General features: G+C 63.0%; 33 protein-coding genes and 1 tRNA gene. 3 read left to right on the top strand and 31 right to left on the bottom strand.

Features of this window, described 5'->3' with window-relative positions; genetic code table 11:
- Positions 1–63: 63 nt before the first annotated feature.
- The 4 genes from HSEST_RS09220 to HSEST_RS09235 form a co-directional block, all read right to left on the bottom strand.
- Positions 64–294, bottom strand: coding sequence for a hypothetical protein (locus tag HSEST_RS09220; RefSeq protein WP_229120643.1), 231 nt, complete (start codon positions 292–294; stop codon positions 64–66).
- Positions 295–421: 127 nt separating this feature from the next.
- On the bottom strand, positions 422–952 hold the full coding sequence (locus tag HSEST_RS09225; RefSeq protein WP_229120644.1) for a DUF5815 family protein: 531 nt from the start codon (positions 950–952) through the stop codon (positions 422–424).
- Positions 953–1048: 96 nt separating this feature from the next.
- Positions 1049–1882, bottom strand: a complete 834-nt coding sequence (locus HSEST_RS09230) for a hypothetical protein (RefSeq protein WP_229120645.1) — start codon at positions 1880–1882, stop codon at positions 1049–1051.
- Between the two features lie 157 nt (positions 1883–2039).
- A complete protein-coding gene (locus tag HSEST_RS09235; protein ID WP_229120646.1) occupies positions 2040–2450 on the bottom strand; it encodes a DUF7124 domain-containing protein in 411 nt (136 codons plus the stop codon).
- A 201-nt stretch (positions 2451–2651) separates the two neighbouring features.
- Here HSEST_RS09235 and HSEST_RS09240 point away from each other — a divergent pair, with 201 nt between their 5' ends.
- Complete coding sequence (locus HSEST_RS09240) at positions 2652–3260, top strand: thermonuclease family protein (RefSeq protein WP_229120647.1); 609 nt, start codon at positions 2652–2654, stop codon at positions 3258–3260.
- Positions 3261–3303: 43 nt separating this feature from the next.
- Here the strand turns inward: HSEST_RS09240 and HSEST_RS09245 are convergent, their stop codons facing one another.
- From HSEST_RS09245 to HSEST_RS09370, 26 genes are all read right to left on the bottom strand, one after another.
- Positions 3304–4545, bottom strand: coding sequence for an RNA-guided endonuclease InsQ/TnpB family protein (locus HSEST_RS09245; protein WP_229120648.1), 1242 nt, complete (start codon positions 4543–4545; stop codon positions 3304–3306).
- A gap of 674 nt (positions 4546–5219) precedes the next feature.
- Positions 5220–6689: a preprotein translocase subunit SecY gene (gene secY / locus HSEST_RS09250; RefSeq protein WP_229120649.1), complete on the bottom strand. Its 1470-nt coding sequence runs from the start codon at positions 6687–6689 to the stop codon at positions 5220–5222.
- 2 nt (positions 6690–6691) lie between these two features.
- On the bottom strand, positions 6692–7177 hold the full coding sequence (locus HSEST_RS09255) for an uL15m family ribosomal protein (RefSeq protein WP_229120650.1): 486 nt from the start codon (positions 7175–7177) through the stop codon (positions 6692–6694).
- A complete protein-coding gene (gene rpmD, locus HSEST_RS09260) occupies positions 7177–7644 on the bottom strand; it encodes a 50S ribosomal protein L30 (protein WP_229120651.1) in 468 nt (155 codons plus the stop codon). The genes HSEST_RS09255 and rpmD overlap by 1 nt, the downstream gene beginning before the upstream one ends.
- Complete coding sequence (locus HSEST_RS09265; protein WP_229120652.1) at positions 7644–8282, bottom strand: 30S ribosomal protein S5; 639 nt, start codon at positions 8280–8282, stop codon at positions 7644–7646. The genes rpmD and HSEST_RS09265 overlap by 1 nt, the downstream gene beginning before the upstream one ends.
- The gene (locus HSEST_RS09270; protein ID WP_229120653.1) at positions 8279–8842 is read right to left on the bottom strand and encodes a 50S ribosomal protein L18; all 564 of its coding nucleotides are present in this window, start codon (positions 8840–8842) and stop codon (positions 8279–8281) included. The genes HSEST_RS09265 and HSEST_RS09270 overlap by 4 nt, the downstream gene beginning before the upstream one ends.
- Positions 8842–9294: a 50S ribosomal protein L19e gene (locus tag HSEST_RS09275; protein ID WP_229120654.1), complete on the bottom strand. Its 453-nt coding sequence runs from the start codon at positions 9292–9294 to the stop codon at positions 8842–8844. The genes HSEST_RS09270 and HSEST_RS09275 overlap by 1 nt, the downstream gene beginning before the upstream one ends.
- On the bottom strand, positions 9291–10001 hold the full coding sequence (locus HSEST_RS09280) for a 50S ribosomal protein L32e (RefSeq protein WP_229120655.1): 711 nt from the start codon (positions 9999–10001) through the stop codon (positions 9291–9293). Before HSEST_RS09280 ends, HSEST_RS09275 begins: the two co-directional genes overlap by 4 nt.
- Positions 10001–10537 carry a 50S ribosomal protein L6 gene (locus tag HSEST_RS09285; RefSeq protein ID WP_229120656.1) on the bottom strand — a complete coding sequence of 179 codons (537 nt, stop codon included), beginning with the start codon at positions 10535–10537 and terminating at the stop codon, positions 10001–10003. Before HSEST_RS09285 ends, HSEST_RS09280 begins: the two co-directional genes overlap by 1 nt.
- A 2-nt stretch (positions 10538–10539) precedes the next feature.
- Entirely contained in the window at positions 10540–10932 is a 393-nt protein-coding gene (locus HSEST_RS09290) for a 30S ribosomal protein S8 (RefSeq protein WP_229120657.1), read from the bottom strand.
- A 2-nt stretch (positions 10933–10934) separates the two neighbouring features.
- Positions 10935–11120: a 30S ribosomal protein S14 gene (locus HSEST_RS09295; RefSeq protein WP_229120658.1), complete on the bottom strand. Its 186-nt coding sequence runs from the start codon at positions 11118–11120 to the stop codon at positions 10935–10937.
- Positions 11117–11647 carry a 50S ribosomal protein L5 gene (locus tag HSEST_RS09300; RefSeq protein WP_229120659.1) on the bottom strand — a complete coding sequence of 177 codons (531 nt, stop codon included), beginning with the start codon at positions 11645–11647 and terminating at the stop codon, positions 11117–11119. The genes HSEST_RS09295 and HSEST_RS09300 overlap by 4 nt, the downstream gene beginning before the upstream one ends.
- On the bottom strand, positions 11644–12447 hold the full coding sequence (locus tag HSEST_RS09305; protein WP_229120660.1) for a 30S ribosomal protein S4e: 804 nt from the start codon (positions 12445–12447) through the stop codon (positions 11644–11646). Before HSEST_RS09305 ends, HSEST_RS09300 begins: the two co-directional genes overlap by 4 nt.
- Positions 12444–12806 carry a 50S ribosomal protein L24 gene (gene rplX / locus HSEST_RS09310; protein ID WP_229120661.1) on the bottom strand — a complete coding sequence of 121 codons (363 nt, stop codon included), beginning with the start codon at positions 12804–12806 and terminating at the stop codon, positions 12444–12446. The genes HSEST_RS09305 and rplX overlap by 4 nt, the downstream gene beginning before the upstream one ends.
- Before the next feature lie 4 nt (positions 12807–12810).
- On the bottom strand, positions 12811–13209 hold the full coding sequence (locus HSEST_RS09315; protein WP_229120662.1) for a 50S ribosomal protein L14: 399 nt from the start codon (positions 13207–13209) through the stop codon (positions 12811–12813).
- A complete protein-coding gene (locus HSEST_RS09320; RefSeq protein ID WP_229120663.1) occupies positions 13209–13535 on the bottom strand; it encodes a 30S ribosomal protein S17 in 327 nt (108 codons plus the stop codon). The genes HSEST_RS09315 and HSEST_RS09320 overlap by 1 nt, the downstream gene beginning before the upstream one ends.
- Positions 13526–13912 (bottom strand): ribonuclease P protein component 1, encoded by a 387-nt coding sequence (locus HSEST_RS09325; protein WP_229120664.1) that lies wholly within the window; start codon positions 13910–13912, stop codon positions 13526–13528. Before HSEST_RS09325 ends, HSEST_RS09320 begins: the two co-directional genes overlap by 10 nt.
- A 63-nt stretch (positions 13913–13975) precedes the next feature.
- Positions 13976–14182 (bottom strand): 50S ribosomal protein L29, encoded by a 207-nt coding sequence (gene rpmC / locus HSEST_RS09330; protein ID WP_229114616.1) that lies wholly within the window; start codon positions 14180–14182, stop codon positions 13976–13978.
- Entirely contained in the window at positions 14179–15081 is a 903-nt protein-coding gene (locus HSEST_RS09335; protein WP_229120665.1) for a 30S ribosomal protein S3, read from the bottom strand. The genes rpmC and HSEST_RS09335 overlap by 4 nt, the downstream gene beginning before the upstream one ends.
- A complete protein-coding gene (locus HSEST_RS09340; RefSeq protein ID WP_229120666.1) occupies positions 15081–15542 on the bottom strand; it encodes a 50S ribosomal protein L22 in 462 nt (153 codons plus the stop codon). The genes HSEST_RS09335 and HSEST_RS09340 overlap by 1 nt, the downstream gene beginning before the upstream one ends.
- 3 nt (positions 15543–15545) lie before the next feature.
- Positions 15546–15968, bottom strand: a complete 423-nt coding sequence (locus tag HSEST_RS09345) for a 30S ribosomal protein S19 (RefSeq protein WP_229120667.1) — start codon at positions 15966–15968, stop codon at positions 15546–15548.
- Positions 15965–16687 (bottom strand): 50S ribosomal protein L2, encoded by a 723-nt coding sequence (locus tag HSEST_RS09350; protein ID WP_229120668.1) that lies wholly within the window; start codon positions 16685–16687, stop codon positions 15965–15967. Before HSEST_RS09350 ends, HSEST_RS09345 begins: the two co-directional genes overlap by 4 nt.
- A gap of 1 nt (position 16688) precedes the next feature.
- Positions 16689–16949, bottom strand: a complete 261-nt coding sequence (locus HSEST_RS09355; protein ID WP_229120669.1) for a 50S ribosomal protein L23 — start codon at positions 16947–16949, stop codon at positions 16689–16691.
- Positions 16946–17689, bottom strand: a complete 744-nt coding sequence (gene rpl4p / locus HSEST_RS09360) for a 50S ribosomal protein L4 (protein ID WP_229120670.1) — start codon at positions 17687–17689, stop codon at positions 16946–16948. Before rpl4p ends, HSEST_RS09355 begins: the two co-directional genes overlap by 4 nt.
- Positions 17690–17694: 5 nt before the next feature.
- Positions 17695–18705, bottom strand: a complete 1011-nt coding sequence (locus HSEST_RS09365; RefSeq protein ID WP_229120671.1) for a 50S ribosomal protein L3 — start codon at positions 18703–18705, stop codon at positions 17695–17697.
- A 7-nt stretch (positions 18706–18712) separates the two neighbouring features.
- A complete protein-coding gene (locus HSEST_RS09370; RefSeq protein WP_229120672.1) occupies positions 18713–19588 on the bottom strand; it encodes an RNA methyltransferase in 876 nt (291 codons plus the stop codon).
- A 359-nt stretch (positions 19589–19947) separates the two neighbouring features.
- On the opposite strand from HSEST_RS09370, the gene HSEST_RS09375 reads away from it, so the two are divergent.
- Positions 19948–20018: transfer RNA gene (locus HSEST_RS09375), tRNA-Gly, on the top strand.
- A gap of 207 nt (positions 20019–20225) precedes the next feature.
- Positions 20226–20801, top strand: a complete 576-nt coding sequence (locus HSEST_RS09380; protein ID WP_229120673.1) for a DUF7524 family protein — start codon at positions 20226–20228, stop codon at positions 20799–20801.
- Between the two features lies 1 nt (position 20802).
- On the opposite strand, the gene HSEST_RS09385 is transcribed toward HSEST_RS09380, so the two are convergent.
- Complete coding sequence (locus HSEST_RS09385; RefSeq protein WP_229120674.1) at positions 20803–20997, bottom strand: methytransferase partner Trm112; 195 nt, start codon at positions 20995–20997, stop codon at positions 20803–20805.
- Positions 20998–21029: the final 32 nt, after the last annotated feature.

A 21029-nucleotide genomic window follows, 5' to 3' on the forward strand; every position in this document is an offset into this window, starting at 1 on the left:
ACGTGCCGCTGCACACTCCGCGGTAGGCCTCGAAACGCGACAGCGAAATCAGAGGGGTCGCTATCAGTTGTTCGCGTCCCGGAACCGATACCGGTAGGGCTGATCGCGGATGATTTCGACATCACCGTACTGGGCGCGTCGCCCGAGGACGGTGGCAATGCGGTGGGCGCTGTCGAAGTCCTCGCCGTGCTCCTCGAGCAGATCGAGAATTTCGCGCGCCGTCAACGGCTCGTCAGCGTCGGTCTGTTCCAACACCGACCGGATCCGCTCGAACTCGCCGCGACGTATGCGCATACGCTTACATACGGGCTACTCACCCATTAAACGGCGTCAGACAGCCGTCAGACGGCTTCTCGACAGAAATCCCCGACTGCAGCCGAACGGTCACCGGCGGTGGTTGTCAGACGATCACGTGACAGTGTCACACTGCCGTGTCGTATTCGTCCTCGAAGTCCCGCTGCTCGCGGTAAGCCGCGACGAACCGCTCGACGTCGAACTCGGACAGCTGTGACTCGAACTCGGTTGTGAGATCCTCGTTTTCGACGTGGCTGATCGCGTGGTCCATCAACTCGACGAGCAGTTCTACGACGACGTGGTGGAGTCGGCGCGCGTCGAAGTCGCTCACCCAGATCAGGGCCGCCCCGACCTGCCCGTCCTCCGAAACGTCCTTGACGGCGACCTCCTCGGGGAACTCCTCCATGACCGACCCCATGAGATGGGGCATCGAGAACTCATCGTACTCGTCGTCGGTATCGATGACCGCCCGTAGCTGGTCGGCGATGTCCTCGGGGACGAACCGCGAGAGCGGATGAGCGTCCGTCACGATCGCGTGCGTCCCACTGCAGTCACAGTCGAACTCGCGCTGGCCGAGGTCGAACTGTCGCGGCGAGACGGACTCCCCGCAAGGTAGCTCCATCCGTTCCCCGCCGCCGGGGACGCGTGGCTCTGACATGTCTGTCGGTTAGACGCTCGCGCGCTTAAACGCGGCGCCTGCGGTATCACTCGTGGACGGAGTCGAACGGCTTTCGAGACCGCATCATCACTGGGGTTACATCGCCGACTGTGCTGCCGTCTCCGTGTCCTCGCGCAACTGGACGTACGTCTCGGTCACGAGTGCCGTCCCGAAGGCCAGGTTGACCCCACTGAGCAGTGGGGCACCGACCGTTCCAGCGGGCCCGGCGAGCAGCGACGCGGGCAGCCACGTCCCGATAGCAACCACCAACAGCACCACTGCCAGCCCGAGCACCGTCCAGCGGTTGCCTTTCACCAGGCCCCAGGAGCCGGAGATTGCCTGAATCGGTCCCTTGTCGGAGACTGCGATCTCCTGACGGACGAACAGGAGCCCCAGATAGACGAACAACGCAGGAACGAACAACAGGAAGAAGGTCAGCGCGGAAACGATCACGATCGCGAGGTAGATCAGGATCACGGCCACGAAGCCGTACGCCGTCGCGATCGGCAGCCGACGTGCCGCCAGCGCGCGTGGTACCCCGTCCAGTTCGTCATTTGCGAACGCTCGCACGGCGACGATCCGGATGGCCTCGACCAGGATCGCTAGCCCGAGCAGTCCGACCAGCAGGACGGGGACCGAGAGGTCGACCGTCAGTCCAGCTGCGTCGATCGCCTGTTCCAGGTCCGTGATGAGCTGTTGGGCCTCGGGTTGGCTGGTATCAGCATTCTCGCGAATGAGCGTCAGGGTGTCCTCGAACACCTGTACGAGCAGCGATTGCGCGAGGACGTCACTCGCGACCCCGACGATCGTCAACGCGGCGACGATCTGGGCACCAGTCACCGACAGGAGACTGTCGAAGGCATCCGCCAGTAGCTGATACAGATCCGGAGATTCATCCAGCGTCGGGTCGTCGAACTGCTCAGCGGACATCGTGCCCCTCCGTGCGCTTCGCTCGCGCATCCGCCCCTATCACTTCCCCAATTCGACCGTGCGAACGATCGGATAGCCTCATCTATCCGAGGTTCGACCAACAGGGAGATAAAACCGTTCGTTTCGGGTGGTTTCACAGCGGACAGACAAGCCCGTATCAGGGCCAGTCGTCGCGCCCGTCCTCACCGTCCTGTCCGGGCGGTTCCGGTTCACCCAGTTCCCAGTCAGCGGCGTCGGCTGCCTCGACGACGTCCAGATACTCCCAGTCGACCGAGGTCGCCAGTTCCTCGTCTTCCTCGCTCGTCCCGATGTAGACGTATCGCGGCGTCTCGAACTGATCTCGGACGTTCTTGAGACTCTCCTCGCGACCCCGTGGACCGGAGAAAAAGTCCTGTCGGATGCGGTGTTTCCGCGTGAAGTTGGTCACGACGTAGGTCGGCTTCTCCGAGACCACGCCGACGTACTCGCTCCACTGGCGCGCGCTGGAGAACACCGTATCCGGTTGCGCCAGTCGCTTCAGTGCTTCCAGATCGAAGGCGAGTGTCATCTCGCCGCTTCCGCCGTCCATATCTGGGTATCGCGGTGGCGCGCGCAAAACGGTGTCGGTCGGGTGTTCGTCGGACAAGTGAACCGTCGCAGGAGGCCTCACAAGCAGCCACCACAGCCGTCGACGAGCAGTCGGATACAGCGGAGATGCGTATATTCGTTAGTGGTTTATCCGATAGGGGCGGCCAGTACCATGACGATGCTGGACAAGAAACAGTATCGCATGAATGCTCGGTTGGCGGTCGTCGGGTTGATCGCCCTTGCAGTCCTCGCGGGCTGTTCGTTTGGGGGAGGCGACCGGACCGTGACTGGCATCGAGTCCTTCACCGAGACGACTGGGGAGCAACCCTGGCACGAGGCCGGCGCGAAGACGATCGACGGCACCGTAGTCGAGGTCATCGACGGTGACACGATCGACGTGCGACTGGCGAACGGCACGATCGAGCGGGTGCGGCTACTCGGGATCGACACGCCCGAGACGCACGTCGAAGTCCAACCGGACGAGTACGAGGGCGTGCCGGATACTGAAGACGGACGGACGTGTCTACGCGATGCCGGTGAGGCTGCGAGTGAGACGGTCGAAAATCGCCTCGCCAGCGAGAGAGTGACGCTGTTCCTCGATCCAGAGGGCGACACCCGCGGCGGCTATGGGCGGTTGCTGGCGATCGTCGTCCACGACAACCGATCGATCAACTACCAGCTCGTTCGTGGCGGATACGCGCGACTGTACGACACCGAGTTCACCATGCGCGACGAATACGCGGCCGCCGAACGGATTGCGAGAGACGATAACCGTGGACTCTGGACGTGTCGCAGTGACCAGCCAGCGTGAATTGAATGTTCCCCCGCGCACGGTGGCGCAGGGAATCCTGCTCTCACGAGGACAGGCTTCCTGTTTCCACGACATGACTTGCAGACACAGACTCAAACTGAGTCGTGCCCGTAGCAGTCACAGTCTCCACAGGCGTTTCTTCGGGCCATCCCAGCCCTAGTGCAGCAAACCCCCGTTTGAGGACGTTCATCGCCGCGTTCGCGTCCCGATCCGTCTCGAATCCACAACTCGGACAGGAGTGGTCCCTGACCCAGATCGGCTTTGCCGTCTCCACGCCGCATCGAGCGCACTCTTTCGTTGTCCCCTTGGGTTCGACCTGCACGACGTGACACCCGTACAGGTCGGCCTTGTATTCGAGAAGCGTGATGAACTGTCGCCACGCCGCGTCCTGCTTGTTGCGAGCGTTACCGTCGCCCTGAAGCATACTCTGAACGTTCAGGTCTTCCACGAACACGGCATCGTATTCACGGACGAGCCACGTCGTTATTTTGTGCTGGTAGTCCAGCACTTTGCGCCGGATGTGACGCTTCACCTTGGCGACCTTCTGGCGTTGTCTCTCGTAGTTGTTCGACCCGTGTGCTTTCCGCGAGAGGTTCCGTTGCTCGCGCCGGAGTCGCTCGTATTCGTCTTCGAGGTCGAGCCAGTCCACGGTCGTCCCGTCCGAAGTGTGGATGTATTTCTGGATGCCAAGGTCGATACCCACGCTGTTGCTCGCGTCCAGCGAATCCACATCGGGTTTCTCGGGCAGAACGGCATCATCGGTTTCCAACCCGAAGGAGACGAACCACTCGCCAGTTGTCTCCTTTTTCATCGTGACTTCGTTGATCGTGGCGTGGTCAGGAATTGGGCGTGAGTATCGGATTTTCACCCAGCCGATCTTGCTGAAGCGGACGTAGGCGTCCGTGTCGTGGCCCCTCTTTTCATCGAGGTCGAAACCACTCTGGTTGTACGTCACGCTCCGGTACTCACTGGGTGCTTGTCGTGTGAGCCGACCGACGTTGTACCCCTTCTCTTTCTTTTTGCGAAGATTCGAGAGATTGTGGTGGAAACGTGCGACGGTGGCTTGGGCGGCTTTCGAGTGCAATTCAGCAAATATCGGCCACCGCTGTTTCCACTCGGGGAGGTTGTTGTTCTGGTCGTACTCGCTGGGCTTGTCGTCCGCTGGGCTGTTCTCGTAGTCCCAGCGGACGTGGTTGTAGAGTTGGCGATGTACATCGAGATGGTGTTCCAGCCGCTCCGCTACCTCGTCTGTCGGGTAAGCCTGGTAGCGGTGGCTGTATTCCATCGCTATCTCCCGATTGTCAATATATCGACTTAATGGTTTGTATCCTGGTGTGACGGCTGCATCCCCGACCACGGTGGGTCGGGGTATTCGCCTCGATATTTACATAAACTACTTTTTGATATAGCAAATGATGGGGGGCTCGGTAGCGCAGCGATGGCTGTAGGTGCAGGCCGGCTATACTCGCTAGATGTAACCGGAGACAGGGAGTCAAAACGGAACGTCGCGCGTCGGGAGGCGAGCAGAAATGCCAGTTCGGATGGCCGAGTTACGACGGCGCCACCAATACGAAGAGCCCGTACAAGAACGCAATACCCCCGAACAAAATACCCCACAGACTCCCGTAGGAAGCTAATCCACCCATCTGTGGAGGGAAAATTTGCAAAGCCATCAATATGACGAGTACGGCGAGTAACTGATCAGTCCGCCCAGACATGTGGTTATAGATCAAATTCACTGGATATTAATTTTTCCTTCTAAAGTATCGCCATCAGTGAGATCCGACTTCAGTAGACCCCGAAATCAGTATATCTATTTGAGAGGTGCGTCAGTGCACGTCAGTATTTGAGGTACTTCAGCGATCTCGACAGGGCATTTGTGGAAACTGGATTCCGGAGTCAGCGCGTGGATGGTCGGGCCGGCTACGAACAAAGAAGTTGTGAGTTGGCCGAACCGTGCTACCCGAACATCTGGCGCATCATCGGGTGCATCTCCATGAGCTGCTCTTCGGCGATCTCCTCGTAGATCTTGTAGGTGATCGAGACAGTCAGCAGCAGTCCCGTTCCGGAGACGCCACCGATCGTACCGAGCATGTTCGCCGCGACGGCGAGCAGCCCGACGAGCGCACCGCCGATGACAGTCACCTGCGGAATGTAGCGTTCGAGCACCTTCTCGAGGACACCGGGGTTCTGGCGGAACCCGGGAATCTGCATCCCGGAGTTCTGGATCTGCTGGGCGGTGGCTTCCGGGCCCATATCGGTCGTCTCGACCCAGAAGATGGCGAAGATTGCGCCGCCGATGACCATGAACGTCAGGTCCACGGCCACCCGAAGCAGGATCTGCCAGACCTCCGGGTTACCGGTCGGGGTCGTGACGAACCACATCCAGTCAGCACGGCTCTGGATCGGCGCCAGATAGTAGAACAGCCCGCTTATCGGCTGCCCGTCGGCGAACTGTCCAGCCCAGGCGGGTAGCGAGGTCTGGGAGTTGAGTAGCTGCCCGATGAACTGAATGTTCTGCTGGAGCGCGCGCACGAGAATCATCGGCAGGACGCTCGCGTAGATGAGCTTCACCGGGAAGCGCCCACGCGCGCCCTTGACTCGAGCGTGGCTCAGCGGAATCTCGACCCGGACAGACTCGGCGTAGACGACGATCACGAAGATCAACACCGTCGTGACGATCGCGAGGATCCCCGAGATCTGTCCGCCACCGCTCTGGAACCCGAAGAAGAGGTTCTCCGCGGAGACGGGCAGGCTACCGAGCGCCATCCGGATGTACGCCGGGATGATACCGAGTGTTGCACCGGGAAGGGCTTCGATAGCGATGAGGCCACCGATCAGACGCTGGCTGACGCCGGCGATGATGAACAGACCGACACCACTACCGACGCCCCACTTGCTGATCACCTCGTCCATGAACAGGATGAGGACACCGCCAACGAAGACCTGGCCGAACATGAGCCACTTGACGCCCATGGTACCGATCCCGAGCGAGTCAGCCACCGCTGGGTCGGCCGGCAGGAAGTTCCCGGCGAACACCATCGGGAATCCCGTCAGGACGACCATCACGATCACCAGCAGCTTCTGTAGTCCCTGATAGAGGACCTGATCTCGGGGATTGTTCTGAGTATCAAGTCCCAGCAGGTCAGCACCACCTAACAGCTGCAGGACGATGCTTCCCGTGACGATCGGACCGATACCGAGATGCACGATCGTCCCCTGACCGCCCGCGAGGATCGATCGGAACTGACCGAACGCGTCCTGACCGCCCGTCCCGAGCCCGAACAGGTAGACGTTCGTCAGGAAGAAATACAGGACCAGGACCCCCGCGGTCCAGCCCAACTTCCGTTTGAACGGCACGTGCCGATCGGGCCGCGCCACGGAGGGCATGCGGGTGAGCAGCGGTTCGGCGGTATCCTTCCAGCTCATCGTTATTCGTTGTCGTCGTCGGATTCGTCTTCAGCCTGTCGCTTCTCGCCGCGCTCGGTGAGCTCGACGCTCCCGCCGGCGGCTTCGACCTTCTCGCGAGCGGTCTCGGAGAAGTCATCAGCGACCACTTCGAGTTCGTTGCGAACCTGCCCGGCACCGAGCACCTTCACGACATCCGTCTCGGCGGTCGTCTCGACGACCTCGCGGGCATCGATCCGATAGCCGCTGTCGGTCTCCTCGGCGAGGCCGTCAGCTGCAAGCAGCGGCGCGTCCTCGTCGAGTTCCCGAACGTCGATCGTCTCGACGGTCTCTTTGGCCTTCTCGGGACGCGTGAACCCCGACTTGCCCAGCGGCTCGTGGTTGTGGAATTCGTGTTTGTCGCGACCAGCGGCACCGCGACCGCCACGGTGGCCGGCCCCGCGTCGGTTCTTGTGGGTGCCGCCGCCGTGCGTGCGCGAGCCGCGCTGGCGTTTCTTCTTGCTCGTCATTATCGCATCGCCTCCAGGAGCTCGTCGATGTCTTCTGTCGTCTGTTTACCGAGCTGCCCGCCTTCCTTGGTGGGATGTTTGATCCCCTCGTGACCGCCCCGCGGCGGGTGCAGTCGCAGCGTCGGCGACAGCCCCTGCTCTTTCAGGGTCGTCTCCTCTTCGAGCAACGCCTCGGCCAGTTCACCGACGCTATCGTAGTCGGTCTCCCAGCTCGCCCACCAGCTATCGTCCTCGAAGCCGTCCCCTTCGAGGGGCTCGGCCCGCTTCTTGAGGAGCGTCTCCAGGACGTCCTGGCTGGGTTCGCCGTGAGCGACCCAGTCGTTGACCTTGGTGATCATGCCTCGGTAGGTGTCTGTGTCCGGCACGAGCGTCGCGTGGTTGACGCGACCGAGGTTCAGCATGTCGAGGGTATCCTCAACCCCGCTCGTCATGTCGATCTCGCCGCGGAGCTGAACGACCGCCTTCATTATTCGATCACCTCACGCTGTTCGTAGGCTCGCTGGGGCACGCGCGCTTCGGCGGTGTTCCGCAGGGCGTTGAACGTCGCCTTCGCGAAGTTGACCGTCGTACGCGTGTTCCCCGACGAGCGCGTCCAGATGTCCTCGATACCCGCGAGTTCGAGCACCTTACGGACGGTTTCCCCGCCCGCGAGGCCGAGCCCGCGCGGTGCGGGCTGGAGCTCGACTTCGACGCTACCGGCCTTGCCGGTCGTGCGCAGCGCGACCGTGTGCGGTCGGCCACAGCCACACTCCCAGGAGCCACAGCTCCGGGAAACGTCGATGAGGTTGAGCTTGGCAACGTCGATCGCTTTCTGGATCGCGCCGCCGACCTGGTCGTCACGCCCCTCGGCGTAGCCGACCAGTCCGTCGCGATTGCCCACGACGACGACACAGCGGAACTTGACTCGGCGGCCCGAGTCGGTCATCCGCTGGACCATGTTGATGTCCAGTACCTCGTCCTCCAGATCGGGGACGAGCTGGTCTACGATCTCCGGCTCTTTCAGCGGCAGGCCGGCGTTGAGGGCGTCGACCATCGTGTCGATCTCGCCCTCGGCTACTTTCCGGCCGAGCCGCGTCCGTGGTGTCCATCCGTCAGATTCGCTCATAGGTCGATGTCTCCCTCCAAGAGGATCTCTCGTGTGTCGTCGAAATGCGACGGCAGATCCGTCGCGTCGAAGTCCCCACTGTAGAGATCATCGTCCAGCGAGTCGGCATACTCGGCGATATGCTCGCCGCGGGTCCGCTCCCAGGGTGCGAGTACCTCGTCGTTGTGGGGAATTTCCAGGCCGGCGTCGATTGCGCCTTCCTGCACTGCGAATACTTTACTACCGGGTGTCGGGGTGTTGAGTCCGATGTCCAGCACGGCCGACTCGTAGCCGGCCTCGACGGCCCGCAGTCCGGCCAGCAGCCCCGTGAGGTAGGCGGCGGGGAGGTTGCCCGTCGGGGCTTCCCAGCCGTACGCCTCGAGGTCGCTGGAGACAGCGTTTGCGACCGTCTGGTCGCCGTTCGAGCCGCGAATCACCAGCTGCGCCCTGACATGTTTGTTGCTCTTGCGAGCGACCAGGCGTGGCTTGCCGGATTTCAACAGGCGCAACCGCTGATGGTAATCCGTCCGGGCCTCGCGGCGCCGGCGCATCGGAACGTTATATCGTGGTCCTGTCGCCATCAGTTCTCACCGAATTGGTCTTCGATATACCGCTCGAGATCGGCGACAGAGTCGAACTCGCCGCCGCTCGCGCGGTCGTATAGCGTGCGATACTCCGAGGCCGACAGCTCGTCTTCCTCGTCGCGAAGCTCACGCAGCCGACGCCGCTGGGCGCGGATGCGCGACCGCCAGTCGTCTTTCTCGTTCTCGCGACCGCCGGATTTCCCCTTGCGGGAACCGTGCCCCTTCTGGTGGCCATAGGAGCGTTTCTGCTGGCGCTCTTTGGCACGACCACGGGAGTTTCCAGCGGCTGCTTCGGTCTGAATGAGTCCCTCATCGACCAGTTCGCGGACGTCCTCACGGGTGATCGCGTCGGCGATTTCGCCCTGGGCGTCGGGGTCGAACCAGACCCGGTTTTTCCCGACGTCCAGCACGTCCGCAGCCAGTCGCTTCTGTGCGCTGAGATCAGTCATTCTGACACCTCCACTTCGACGTAGGTAGGGTTGAGGACGCGAATGCCGGCGTCCTCGGCTTCCTCCTCGATCCGCTCTCGCTTGCGCGCGCCGACTTTCGAAGCGATGCGCACGGCCTGGGTGTCACCGTCGACGCCCTCGAGGTCGTCCACGTTGTGCACGCGGACTTCCTCGAAGCCGCTCGGATGCAGGCCTCGGACTGCCTCGGGGGTCCGGAAGCCGGCTTCGACTTTCGGACCCTTACCCTTGATACCGCGTCGCTGTTTGGAGAGGCCGCCACGGGGCTCGCGCCACGAGGTCGGCGTGCGCTTTTTCTTGTGGTAGTCCTGGCGGTTGAACTGCGGCTTGCCGACCCGCTTGCGCTGGGTCAGCAGTCGCTCGGTCTCCTCGTCCAGGTCGGGCGTCTTCTCGACCAGCCCGCGCGGCTGGAGTTCAGTCTCGACGTCCTCGGCCTCCGCGGCTGCTTCGGGTTCGTCCGTTTCGACGTCACCCTCTGCCTCTTCGGAGACTTCGAGTTCGCCGACGTCGGCTTTGATACGCGCAGCGAGCGCGTTCCCGACACCTTCGGCTTCGGCAAGTTCTTCCTGTGAGGCGGCTCGGACATCCTCGACCGTCTCAAAGCCAGCCTCGCGCAGCGCGTCGGCCTTCGCGTCGCCGACACCACTGATGTCTGTCAACGCTTCGAATTCGTTGTCTTCGTCTGCCATCAGGCGTCACCTCGGTTCGGTTTCTGCGTAATGTAGACGCCGTCCTGGAAGACCCGCACGTCCTTGTCCGTGACGCGCGTCAGCTGCTCGATGTCGGCAGCCGTCTGTCCGACGTCTTCGATGCTCGGGCCGGAGAGCGTGATCTCCTCGCCGTCGACGTCGACATCGGTATCGCCGTGGATCGGCGTCTTTCGCGGGGCCTTCTCCCCGAGGAAGTTTTCGATGACGACCTCGTCGCCTTCCGCACGGACCTGCATCGGGAAGTGAGAGTAGAAGATCTCCATCTCGTACTCCCACCCTTCGGTGACCCCGTGGAACATATTCTCCACGTGGCTCTCGAAGGTCCCGACGGTCGCGCGCGTCTTGGCGTCGTCCTCGTCGGATTCGATGACAAGTTCGTCGCCATCGATATCCACGGAGACGTCCGGGTACCAGAGTCGGCGCGTAACGCTACCCTGCGGTCCCTCGACCGTCAGCTCGAGATGGTCCATCTCGGCGCTGACATCGTCTGGAATTTCGAGTACTGTTCGTGCCATTGTTAGTAGACGTATGCGATCACCTGGCCACCGACGCCCTCCTCGCGAGCGTCGTAGTGGCTCATGATGCCGTGGCTGGTGGAGACAACGAGTGCACCGTAGTCCTGGGCGGGGAGGAACCGCTTCTCCCACTTCTCGAACTCGTCAGCGCCCGCCGAATAGCGGGGCTGCACGGAACCGCACTCGTTGATCGCACCCTTCAGTTCGACCTCGAACCGACCGGCTTTGCCGTCGTCGACGAACTCGAAGCCGCCGATGTACCCGCTGTCGTAGAAGACTTCGAGTACGCTGCCGATCTCGTTCGAGGCGGGCTCGACTGTCTGGGTCAGCTTTCCGACGCTCTCGGCGTTGTCGACTGCCGACAGCGCGTTGCTGAGTGGATCGTTTCCTGTCATTGTTAGCTGTACTTCTCGAAGCCCATGTCACGGGAGATCTCTCGGAAACACTGGCGACACAGCCAGATATCGTACTTCCCGACCAGACCCTGTTCGCGACCGCAACGCTGGCAGGCCTGCATCTGCCCGGTTCGCTTCGCGGCCTGCTCGCCAGTGGCTTCTTTCGATTCCTGCTCGGATTCGCTCATTCGTTCACCTCCACGTCGAAGGTCGACTCGACGAACGCGATCGCGTCCTCGGGATCGAGCCGGTGGTTCGAAGGGATCGGGCGATCGGCCTTGTCGCGCTTGGTGACGCGATAGCCGGGGCGGACGAGGTTGACCGTCACGTCCAGCCCGTAGATCCCGATCGTCGGGTCGTACTCCTGGCTCGGGAACTCGGTGTGTTCCTCGACCCCGAAGCTGAAGTTGCCCGTATCGTCGAACTGTCCGGCCGCAAGGTCGACCAGCGGCAGTGCCGTCTCCAGGAAGGATTCAGCCTGCTCGGCGCGAAGTGTGACCTTCGCACCGATCGGGTCACCCTGTCGGATGTTGAACTCCCCGACAGTCTCTTTGGCCCGCGTCCGAACGGACTGCTGGCCTGTGACCTCTTCGAGGATCTCTTCAGCGTTGGCGAGTTCGCGACCGCCTTCGCCGACGCCCATGTGAACGACAACCTTCTCGATATGCGGCTCGCGCATCTCGTGGAACTCGCCCTCCGCGCTTTCCGAGCTCATTCGTCGTCACCTCCTGCTTCCTCGTCGTCGGTCTCGTCTGCGTCGGCCTCGTCCGGAATGTCGGCGCCCGCATCGGCCTCCGGTGCAGCCTCTTCGTCCTCGTCGTCGCTCGTGAAGTTCTCGTCGATGACGACGACGTACTCCTCGATCGTCTCGAAGCCCTCGCCGCCGTCCTGTTCGACCAGGACGTTGTTCGGCGCACTGCTGGCGGTGACCTGGATCTCGTCGATCGTGCCGATCTCGCCGGCGTGCTGGCCGTCGACCGCCGTGACCAGGGCCCCTTCTTCGTACTCGAAGTGAGCGACGATCTCGTCGTCCTCGTTGGCGATGACGATCGAGTCACTGGGAGCGTACTCGCTAGCGTCGTCGACCAGTAGCGTGTGCCCGTCGTGCAACGTCAACTGGACGTCGCCGCCGGAGACGTGCTGTTTGCCGACGATCTTGCCGAGTTTGGATTCGGCGGCATCGGTGTCGATGGCCGTCAGCGCGAGCCGACCGCCCTCGCCGGGGAACACCCGGTAGTACTCCTCGCGCTCGGTAAACGCCAGGATGTCGAACATCCCGACCGGGCGCGACTCGTCGCTTTCGGGCGTGCCGTTGATCAGGATCTGATCCTGATTCAGCGCGTAGCGGGCTTCCTTGCGGCTGTCGACGTACCCCAGCACGTCCCGAAGGACGATCAGCAGGGGCACGCCGTCCTCACCGTGCGGGCCGGCATCGGCCTTGACGGTGAACGTCTGGGTCTTGCGCTCGACTGGCCAGCTGTTCGGTACCGAGAGTCGTTTCTGATGTTTCGTCATGCGCTATCCTCCTCGCTTTCCAGGCGCGCCTGCCGACGATCGTCCTCGAGATCGAGGTCGATCACGCGGAGGTTGCTCGACTCGAGCGGCCGGGGGACCTCTTCCCCGTCGGCTGTCTCGAGGGTCACTTCCTCGACGTGTACGACAGCGTCTCTGAGGTCGACGTTGACGACATCGCCTTCCTCGCCGGCGAAGTCGCCACGCATGACCTCGACAGTGTCGCCCTCGTTGACGCGGACCGATCGCTGGCCGTACTCCTCGCGGAGGTCTTCGGCCAGCGTCGCCCGCACCTGCGACTGCTTCTCGTGCAGCGGGGCGCGCCGTGTCTGGGTTCGCTGTTTCGATGGTTGCTCGCTCATGGTTCTATACGATCATTGTCGCTGTCGATGCGATACTGCCGAACCGCTCGGCGACTTCCCGCGCGACGGGACCCTTGATCTCGGTCCCGCGGGGGTCCTCGTTCTCGTCGACGATGACGGCCGCATTGTCTTCGTATTTGACGCGCGTGCCGTCTGGTCGGCGGATGGGCTTGCGCTGGCGGATGATCACTGCCTCGAGCACCTGGCGACGCATCTCGGGCGTCCCCTTGGTGACCGAAACGGTGATCTTGTCGCCCAGACCCGCCTTCGGGTGGCGGTTCTTGGTCCCCTGGTAGTTGGTGATGCTGATCACTTTGAGTTCGCGTGCGCCAGTGTTGTCGGCACAGTTGATCAGCGACCCCTTCTCCAGGCCCTGGGTGACGTCTGCTTTCAGCGCTTCCATCACTCGTCACCTCCCTCGACGGAAACGACTGCGTGGGATTTCGTCTTCGAGAGCGGTCGTGTCTCTGCTATCGTGACCGTGTCGCCGACCTCGATGTCGAGGCACGGCGGTGCGTGCGCGGGCACCCGGGACCGACGTTTCATATATCGGTCGTACTTGGGTACCTTGACGTCGTACTCGCGTTCGACGACGACGGTCTTCTCCATGTCTGTGGAGGCGACTGTGCCTTCGAGCGTCTGTCCGCGCACCGAAAGGGTGCCGTGGAACGGACAGTTCTCGTCGTCACAGCTCGTCTCCGGCTGTTGTACGTTCAGTCCTATCGCCATATGGAATCACCTGTGTGTTCTGTGCGTCGGGCCGGTCGTGCGACGAGTCGCTCTCCGTCGACGCGGACTCGCTGTCCGTCCGAAAGAGTGAACTCGAACGTCGCAGCCGCCTTCGGCACCAGTTTCTCGCGGGCGCGAGACGGTGACACCGCCTCGGACTCGCGGCGCGTAGCGCCGCGCTGGCCCGCTCGAACGTCCCGCGGAACGTCGTTCCGCGCTGGCCACGCCCGGTCGGCTCGCTCGATGTGCAACGTGTTGGCCGTCTCCATGACGACCTCGCCTTCGATGTCCAGCAAGTCGGGGTTGGACGCCGCCGTAACGCGGACGTCCAGTCCAACCAATTCGTGTCGCGCGAGCGTCTCGGGCGTGCGTGTCATCTTACTGCTCCTCCTCGAGATTGCCTGTCTCACGGTTCACACCGTTCGACGTATCTGGTGATCTCATTCGAGATCACCCTCTTCACGCTGGACCGTCTTGATCCGCGCGATTGTCCGACGGAGTTCACCGATACGGCCGGGGTTGTCCGGCGCACCACCGGCGGCCTTGACGGCCTCGGCGTTCAGCAGCTCCGTCTCGAGCTCCTCGAGCTCGTTCTGCCGTTCCGCGGGCGTCATGTCCCGCAGTTCTTCGACGTGGACGATGCTCATTGTTCGTCCTCCTCGCTCGTCTCGTCGTCCATTTCATCCAGGAGTTCCTCGGCTTCTGCCTCGGTCTCCTCGTCGAGTTCCTCGTCGACGGCCTCTTCGAGTTCGTCGAGGTCGTCCTCGACATCATCGTCGTCGGGCACGTCGACATCGTCGAAGTCTTCGGGCGCTTCCTCGGCGACTTCCTCGTCGATGTCGGGCGTCTCCTCGGTGTCGGCCGCCGCGGCCTCGCCCTCGTCAGGTTCGCCTTCGAGGAGTTCCTCGACGGACTCGCCCTCGACGTCCTCGACGTAATCGGCGACGTCAACATCGTCGTAGATCTCGAAGTCGTCCGGCAGCTCGGCCTCCGGCGGAATGATCTTGACGTCCACGCCGATCGTCCCGAGCTTCATGACGGCGACGCCCTGGCCGTGATCGACGATCTCCTGGGCGGGTTCGCCGTTGTGCTTGATGTAGCCACGGTTGAACTTCTCCACGCGCGAGCGTGCACCCGTGACCTTCCCGGAGAGGACGATCTCAGCGCCCTTCGCGCCGGCTTCCATGATCCGGTCGATCGTGGTGTGTCCGGCCTTCCGGAAGTACCAGCCGCGTTCGAGGGCGTTCGCCAGTCGATCAGCGACGATCTGGGCGTTCAGGTCCGGCTCATCGACCTCCTGGACGTCGACCTGCGGGTCTTCGAGGTTGAACTCCTCTTCCAGCGTGGTCGTGAGCTTGCGAATGTTCTTCCCGCCCTTGCCGATGACCATCCCGGGCTTCTCGGCCTTGAGGACGATCTGGGTTCCCATCGGAGTCTTGGCGACGTCCATGCCGCCGTAACCCGCACGACCCAGTTCGTCTGCGAAGAACTCGTCGATCTGGGTCCGCTGGAGCCCGTCTTCGATGAACTGCTGTTCGTCAGCCATTATTCCTCGACCTCCTCGAGGATGAGTTCGACGTCGACTTCCATGCTGTTGAACGCAGAGGCCCGCCCCATCGCGCGGGGCTGGCGTCCCTGGGTCTCGCCGACTTTGTGGGCCGCGACGTGCATGATCTCCATACTCTCGCCGTCAAAGCCCTGATGGTCGGCGTTGCCAATGGCGTTCTCCAGCAGGTCCAGGAAGGCGTTGCTGGCCTTCTCCGGGAAGCGACCGGCGTCCCAGCCGTCGATGTTCGTTCGATGGCCGACGCCCGAGTTGTGCTGTCGGAAGGGGACCGGCTGGTCACCCTCGATGACAGCCTCGAGGTACTCGACAGCCTCGCCGGCTGTCTTGCCCTTGATCTCCCGGGCGATGGCCTTGCTGTGCTTGTGGCTCATCTGCCGCTCCCGAAGCATCGCTTTCGCGGTCGTTTCGGGATCGGCTTCGACTGAGTAGCTGATTCCCATGGTTTATTTGAGCGGTACGAACTTCGAGGATCGGGTCGCCCCGATGCCGGCCTGTCCGTGTTCGACCGACGTTCGGGTGAGCTGGAACTCGCCCAGGTAGTGCCCGAGCATCTCCGGCTCGATTTTCACTCGCTCGAAGCTCTGCCCGTTGTGGACGGCGAAGGTCAGCCCGACCATCTCGGGGACGATCGGCATGTCCCGGAGGTGTGTCCGGATCGGGTTGTTGGCCGTCTGTTCCTCTTCGGCCTCGCGTGCCTCTTCGAGCAACTGCTGTTTCTCGTAGGACAGGCCGCGATTGATACTTCGCCGCACGCGTGCGGGGAGCAGTTCCGCGACTTCCTCGAGATCCATGTCCTGCAGCTCGTCGAGCGTGTAGCCACGGTAGGTAAACTCGCCTTCGTGGCCGATCTGGTAATCCGAGCTCATTCGTTACCACCGCGGCCAGTTCGCCGCGAAGAGATGTCCCCGACTTTCCGTCCCGGCGGGGCGTTACGGGAGATCGATTTCGGCTTGCCCGGGTGCTGGCGGCCACCGCCACCGAACGGGTGGTCGACGGCGTTCATCGCCACACCGCGGACCCGCGGCCAAACCATGCCGCGCGCTTTCGCCTTGTGATGTTTGTTTCCGGCTTTGACCAGCGGTTTCTCGGTCCGACCACCACCGGCGACCACGCCGATCGTGGCCCGGCACTGCGGATCGAGCTGTTTGAACTCGCCGCTCGGTAGTTCCACGACCGCGACGTTGCGGTCGTGACTGATGAGTCGGCCGTTCACACCCGAGGCGCGGGCGAACTTGCCGCCGTCGCCCTGGTTAGCCTCGATGTTACACACCGGAACCCCTTCGGGGATCTCCGCCAGCGGAAGGGTGTTGCCAGGTGCGATCTCGGCGCTGACGCCGACCTGGATCTCGTCGCCGACCCCGATGCCTTCGGGGGCGAGTACGAGTCGCTGGTCGCCGTCCTCGAACTCGACGGCCGCGATCGGCGACGAGCGGGCCGGGTCGTGCTCGATGTCGACAACTGTCCCGGAGACGACATCGCCGTCTTCGACAGTGCGATGCTGCAGATCGGATTTATAGCGGTGCGACGGGGCACGGAACGTCGGCGTCCCGCGACCACGTCGCTGTCCGCGAATGCGTCGTCCCATCTTAGAACACCCCGATTCGTGAGGCGACTTCCTGCGCGTCGTCGGCCTCGGACAGTGTTACTTCGGCTTTCTTGTTACCGTTCATCGTCACCATCGTCGTCACGTTCTCGATCGTGACGTCGAACTGCGTCTCGATCGCGTCGACGATCTCGTCTTTCGTCGCGTCGATATCGACGATGAACAGTAGCTTGTTCTGGAAGTCCATCTTGTCCATCGCCTTCTCGGTGACGTGTGGATGCTTGATCACGTCGCGTACGCTCATCGGTCAGCCACCTCCGCGAGTGCACTCTCGGTCCAGATCGTCAGGCGACCGGCGTCGCCACCGGGTGCGAGGTCTTCCGCGTTGACCTCGGCCGCGGTCGCGACGTCCGCGCCGGCGAGGTTCCGCGCGGCCTTCGAGGGTTCCTCGCTGGTCACGAACAGGATCGACTTCGGCCGGCGGTACTTCCGTCCGCGGGACTTGCCCTGTCCGGCCTTGATCTTCGTGTCGTCGGCGCGCTCGATGTCGGCGTGAACGCCGAGTTCCTCGAGGGTGTCGACAACTTCCTGGGTCTTCACGAGGTCCTCGAAGTCGTCGCTGACGACCAGCGGCAGTTCGAGGTCCGACTCGAACTCGTGACCGCGCTCGGCCACGACCTCGCTGTCGGCAGTCGCCGCGATCGCCGACCGGATCGCCTTCTGGCGCTCCTTGTCGTTGAGATCGAGACCGCGGTCTTTCTGTTCTTTCGGCGGGTGGGCCCGGCGGCCGGAGACGGCCTGGGGGACCCGCTTTGCGGTACCATCCTGGCGCGGGACGTGCGCCTGCCCGCGACCGCTGCCGAACGACTCGGCAGGGGTACGGAGGCCGGCGTAGTCGTCGCTGCCGTAGTCCTGCTTTCGGTTTGCCTGGGCGGCTTGGACCGCGCGCGAGATCAGGTCCGGCCGAACGGTCGTTTCGAAGACCGCCGGCAGGTCGATCTCGTCGTCGGCGTCGCCGTCCAGATCGTGTACTGTAGCCTGCATTCAGGTCACCCCTGGTTGGAGTCGGTGGAGACGTAGCGCAACTCGGGATCGAGTCGCGGGCTGTCGCTCGGGCGGACAGCCGGTCGGAAGCGCACGAGGCGCTTTTCCGGACCCGGCAGCGATCCCTTCACCAGCGTGTAGTTGCCCTCGACCTCGCCGTAGTTGACGAAGCCACCCTCAGGGGTGACCTCGTCGTCGCCGATGTCGAGAATGCGCTTGTTCAGCTCCGTGCGCTGGTGGTAGCCGGTCTGGCCCTGCTGGGGCACGGTCGACCGGACGCGGGAGGGGTTCCACGGACCGAGGTTGCCGATCCGGCGCCGCCACCCCTGGCGGGCGTGTTTGCCCTTCCGCTTCTGGACGCCCCAGCGCTTGACGGGACCCTGTGTCCCTTTGCCCTTGGTGACGCCCGCGACGTCGGCGTACTCGCCGGCGCGGAACACGTCGTTCATCGAGTGTTCGCCGCCGTCCTCGATAATCTCAAGCCCGTGTTCGACGCGCTCTTCGAGCGAGCCGCCGCCGACGCGTGTCTCCATCACGTCGGGTTTCTTCTTCGGGACGCCGTCGAGCTCGCTGGGGACGGTGTGGGTAATGAGCCGCACGTCGCCCAGTTCGCCCGCTTCAAGAGCGTCCGTGATCTGTGCCTCTGTACCGTCGGATCCGTCCTCGGGAAGGTCGAGGGTCCGGTCGAGCTCCGAGTGGAACTCGTCGGTCCAGACCTCCGTCAGCGGTCGGAGTCCGTACGGCGTGTCTTCGTAAGCTCGAAGCGCCACAGCCCGCATCGGTGGCGTTTCGACGACGGTGACGGGAACGGTCGTCTCCATTCCCTCGCGTGGCGAGTTCGGTTCGTCGTTGATGAGCACAACGTGTGTCATCCCGGCCTTGTAGCCGGCGAACCCCTGGACGCCAGGCTGTCCGTCGTCGTCGGGCCAGCTGTTGAACCGCGGCGTCTCGCTGGCCGACCGATTGCGCGGACTGAAACCCATCGAGCCTTTGCGTGGTCTGCTTGGTTGTGGCATCGGATTCTCACTCCGTGAGACTGAGGCAGGCCAGTGTTGCGAACATCGCTTCTTCGGTTCGCACCACCTCGCTGCCTTGATCCGGGATCGTGTTCAGCCAGAGGTCGAATCGGGTAGCGTCCGATTCGGATCCGGTGACCGTCTCGATCTCAGTCGGCCCGACACCGTCGGGGTCGATCCCCATGATGGCGGGCAACCCGCGCTCGGGCGAGCCAAACGCGACGGTCAGATCGCCCGCGCCGTCGTCCTCACCGTGGATCGTCCCGACCAGCTGGCCGAGACGGTCGGTCGTGAGTTCGACACCGTGGCGCGATGCGGCGATCCGCACGCCAGCGTCGGTACGCGAGAGCGCTTCGTCCAGGTCCGCACGGTCGACGGCAAACCCCGGAAGGGGTTCGTCGACGAGTTTCGCGCGGACCGGTCGTCGCGAATAGATCCTGACGGCAACGCGCTCCCCCTCGCTGACCTCCATTCCGGAGGGAACAGCCAGAGAGATCGGGTGTTGCATGCCGCAATTGACCCGAACGCGCCCATCAGATCCGACCTCGGTCACGAGTCCCTGTCTCAACGACCCCGAATCGTTCGATCCGGAGCCGGTCCGTGGTGTCACGTGGAGCGGCGGCAGGACGCCAACGGACTCCAGTTCGTCCCGCTTGCCCCACACCTCCTTTCGGAGGTACGGCGGCGTCGCGGCGTACCGTAAGACGGTTTCGACGAACCCGCCGTCCAACTTCCCTTCGCCGTCAGGGTCGGGGATGATCGTCAGCCGATCCGCCCGGAAGACCGTGGCCGCGCGGGCCACGTAACCGAGTTTGCGAGTCGCCTCGCGTTTGTCCTCGGCTTCCCGGGTGAGGGACGACGGCACGAGCACGCTGGTCGTCATGCCGTGACGCTTCCACGCCACGCCACTAGACTGTAGCGATTAGTCTTCGGTCCGCACCTAAAAGGGTAGCGGATTCCAGTGGTGGTGAGACGCCGTCGCACGCCTGCGAGCGACCCTCACGAGCGTAGTCACGGTGTGCCAGCACGTACCGCGACCGGCACCGTGCCATCCCTCCGAGTGCACAGCGCATCACATAGACACGCGCGAAGTCAGTTCGCAAAAATCGAATTTCCGGGACGGAACGGCAGTCAAACGGACAAATCCGGTGGCGGGACGGCGATTCGGAAGCCTTTTATTCTTCTCGGCGGTTGCTTAGAATGCGAACTGACGTGCGCCCGACCGACGGGCGAACGATGTGAGCGCTGGTGGTGTAGTGGTATCACAGGACCCTGCCACGGTCCTAACCCGAGTTCAAATCTCGGCCAGCGCACTTCTGTCGCTCGTAAACTCGCGAGCGACGCACGCGGAATACGGGGATTTGAATGAGAGCAGACACGCGCGCAGCGAATACGAGCACGTCTGCGCGTGGTCCGAATTTCGGCCGTGCAGCGTGTGGCGGCCCATCGGGTGAGTGTTCTCCGAGTCGTTGCTTGGTTCACCGTGAAGCTTTTTCTACTATCGCTACGCAACACCGAACGTGACAGATACGCTGCCGGTCCACGTCAACCGTGATCAGTTGCACGGCCTCGAGGTGCCCAACGAAGTCGAGGTGAGCGGATCGTTCGACGTGGTCCTGCAGAACCACGGGGAATCAGTCCACGTGCACTTGCACTTGGACGACGACCTATCCGATATCGCGACGCTGTCAGCGAACAACCATCACGTCGCGAGCGACTCGACGCGGCGTATCACCGTCGACGTATCGGGGTCCGGCCCCGTCCGCGGGAAGCTCAAAGTCGCCACGGCGTACGGTGCGACGACCCGATATGTGGACGTGATACTCACCGAACCGGAGCCGGAACCGCGGGACGTTGCTGTCGACGAGTCACTCTCGAAGCCACAGCCACGATCGACGCCTACCCGGACACGGGACCGTTCCGTCGATGCGTTCGATATCTCGATCCGTCCGGAGATCGCTGTCCTCGTTCTCGGTGCCGTCGCGCTGGCGGTCGCTATCGCTGCGACGCTTCTGTTCGAAAATACCGTCGTGCTGCTGGGATCGTTCGTCGTTCTGGCTGGCGTTCTCGTCGCGATATACCTCCTCGTCGCCTGACCTAGGCCGGCGTTTCCTCGCGCATGTCCGGCGGCAGCAGGTTCGGGATGCCGTCCTCAATCGGATACGTCTCACCGCATTCCGTACACGTCAGTGTGCCGGTGACGATCTCGCCCTCGTCGCGGTCCTGCGCGTCGAGTTCGAGTTCGGATTTATCGAGTGGGCAACAGACGATGTCGAGCAGATCCTCGTTCATACCACGGGTTCGGGGTCGGCTGGACAAAAAGG

It is taken from the genome of Halapricum desulfuricans, from assembly GCF_017094465.1.
Taxonomy (GTDB): domain Archaea; phylum Halobacteriota; class Halobacteria; order Halobacteriales; family Haloarculaceae; genus Halapricum.

Coding starts and splice junctions, on each gene's coding strand:
- rpmD (WP_229120651.1), bottom strand. CDS start 7,644: ATGAAGGCGGTCGTTCAGCTCCGCGGCGAGATCGACATGACGAGCGGG.
- rpl4p (WP_229120670.1), bottom strand. CDS start 17,689: ATGCAGGCTACAGTACACGATCTGGACGGCGACGCCGACGACGAGATC.
- HSEST_RS09290 (WP_229120657.1), bottom strand. CDS start 10,932: ATGACAGGAAACGATCCACTCAGCAACGCGCTGTCGGCAGTCGACAAC.
- HSEST_RS09315 (WP_229120662.1), bottom strand. CDS start 13,209: ATGGAAGCGCTGAAAGCAGACGTCACCCAGGGCCTGGAGAAGGGGTCG.
- HSEST_RS09230 (WP_229120645.1), bottom strand. CDS start 1,882: ATGTCCGCTGAGCAGTTCGACGACCCGACGCTGGATGAATCTCCGGAT.
- HSEST_RS09220 (WP_229120643.1), bottom strand. CDS start 294: ATGCGCATACGTCGCGGCGAGTTCGAGCGGATCCGGTCGGTGTTGGAA.
- HSEST_RS09245 (WP_229120648.1), bottom strand. CDS start 4,545: ATGGAATACAGCCACCGCTACCAGGCTTACCCGACAGACGAGGTAGCG.
- HSEST_RS09240 (WP_229120647.1), top strand. CDS start 2,652: ATGAATGCTCGGTTGGCGGTCGTCGGGTTGATCGCCCTTGCAGTCCTC.
- HSEST_RS09275 (WP_229120654.1), bottom strand. CDS start 9,294: ATGACTGATCTCAGCGCACAGAAGCGACTGGCTGCGGACGTGCTGGAC.
- HSEST_RS09280 (WP_229120655.1), bottom strand. CDS start 10,001: ATGGCAGACGAAGACAACGAATTCGAAGCGTTGACAGACATCAGTGGT.
- HSEST_RS09285 (WP_229120656.1), bottom strand. CDS start 10,537: ATGGCACGAACAGTACTCGAAATTCCAGACGATGTCAGCGCCGAGATG.
- HSEST_RS09350 (WP_229120668.1), bottom strand. CDS start 16,687: ATGGGACGACGCATTCGCGGACAGCGACGTGGTCGCGGGACGCCGACG.
- HSEST_RS09255 (WP_229120650.1), bottom strand. CDS start 7,177: ATGACGAGCAAGAAGAAACGCCAGCGCGGCTCGCGCACGCACGGCGGC.
- secY (WP_229120649.1), bottom strand. CDS start 6,689: ATGAGCTGGAAGGATACCGCCGAACCGCTGCTCACCCGCATGCCCTCC.
- HSEST_RS09300 (WP_229120659.1), bottom strand. CDS start 11,647: ATGAGCTCGGAAAGCGCGGAGGGCGAGTTCCACGAGATGCGCGAGCCG.
- HSEST_RS09385 (WP_229120674.1), bottom strand. CDS start 20,997: ATGAACGAGGATCTGCTCGACATCGTCTGTTGCCCACTCGATAAATCC.
- HSEST_RS09225 (WP_229120644.1), bottom strand. CDS start 952: ATGTCAGAGCCACGCGTCCCCGGCGGCGGGGAACGGATGGAGCTACCT.
- rplX (WP_229120661.1), bottom strand. CDS start 12,806: ATGAGCGAGCAACCATCGAAACAGCGAACCCAGACACGGCGCGCCCCG.
- HSEST_RS09265 (WP_229120652.1), bottom strand. CDS start 8,282: ATGAGCGAATCTGACGGATGGACACCACGGACGCGGCTCGGCCGGAAA.
- HSEST_RS09370 (WP_229120672.1), bottom strand. CDS start 19,588: ATGACGACCAGCGTGCTCGTGCCGTCGTCCCTCACCCGGGAAGCCGAG.
- HSEST_RS09325 (WP_229120664.1), bottom strand. CDS start 13,912: ATGACACGCACGCCCGAGACGCTCGCGCGACACGAATTGGTTGGACTG.
- HSEST_RS09305 (WP_229120660.1), bottom strand. CDS start 12,447: ATGACGAAACATCAGAAACGACTCTCGGTACCGAACAGCTGGCCAGTC.
- HSEST_RS09295 (WP_229120658.1), bottom strand. CDS start 11,120: ATGAGCGAATCCGAGCAGGAATCGAAAGAAGCCACTGGCGAGCAGGCC.
- HSEST_RS09355 (WP_229120669.1), bottom strand. CDS start 16,949: ATGAGCGTACGCGACGTGATCAAGCATCCACACGTCACCGAGAAGGCG.
- HSEST_RS09335 (WP_229120665.1), bottom strand. CDS start 15,081: ATGGCTGACGAACAGCAGTTCATCGAAGACGGGCTCCAGCGGACCCAG.
- HSEST_RS09270 (WP_229120653.1), bottom strand. CDS start 8,842: ATGGCGACAGGACCACGATATAACGTTCCGATGCGCCGGCGCCGCGAG.
- HSEST_RS09235 (WP_229120646.1), bottom strand. CDS start 2,450: ATGGACGGCGGAAGCGGCGAGATGACACTCGCCTTCGATCTGGAAGCA.
- HSEST_RS09340 (WP_229120666.1), bottom strand. CDS start 15,542: ATGGGAATCAGCTACTCAGTCGAAGCCGATCCCGAAACGACCGCGAAA.
- HSEST_RS09365 (WP_229120671.1), bottom strand. CDS start 18,705: ATGCCACAACCAAGCAGACCACGCAAAGGCTCGATGGGTTTCAGTCCG.
- rpmC (WP_229114616.1), bottom strand. CDS start 14,182: ATGAGCATCGTCCACGTCGAAGAACTGCGGGACATGACGCCCGCGGAA.
- HSEST_RS09320 (WP_229120663.1), bottom strand. CDS start 13,535: ATGGCGATAGGACTGAACGTACAACAGCCGGAGACGAGCTGTGACGAC.
- HSEST_RS09345 (WP_229120667.1), bottom strand. CDS start 15,968: ATGAGCTCGGATTACCAGATCGGCCACGAAGGCGAGTTTACCTACCGT.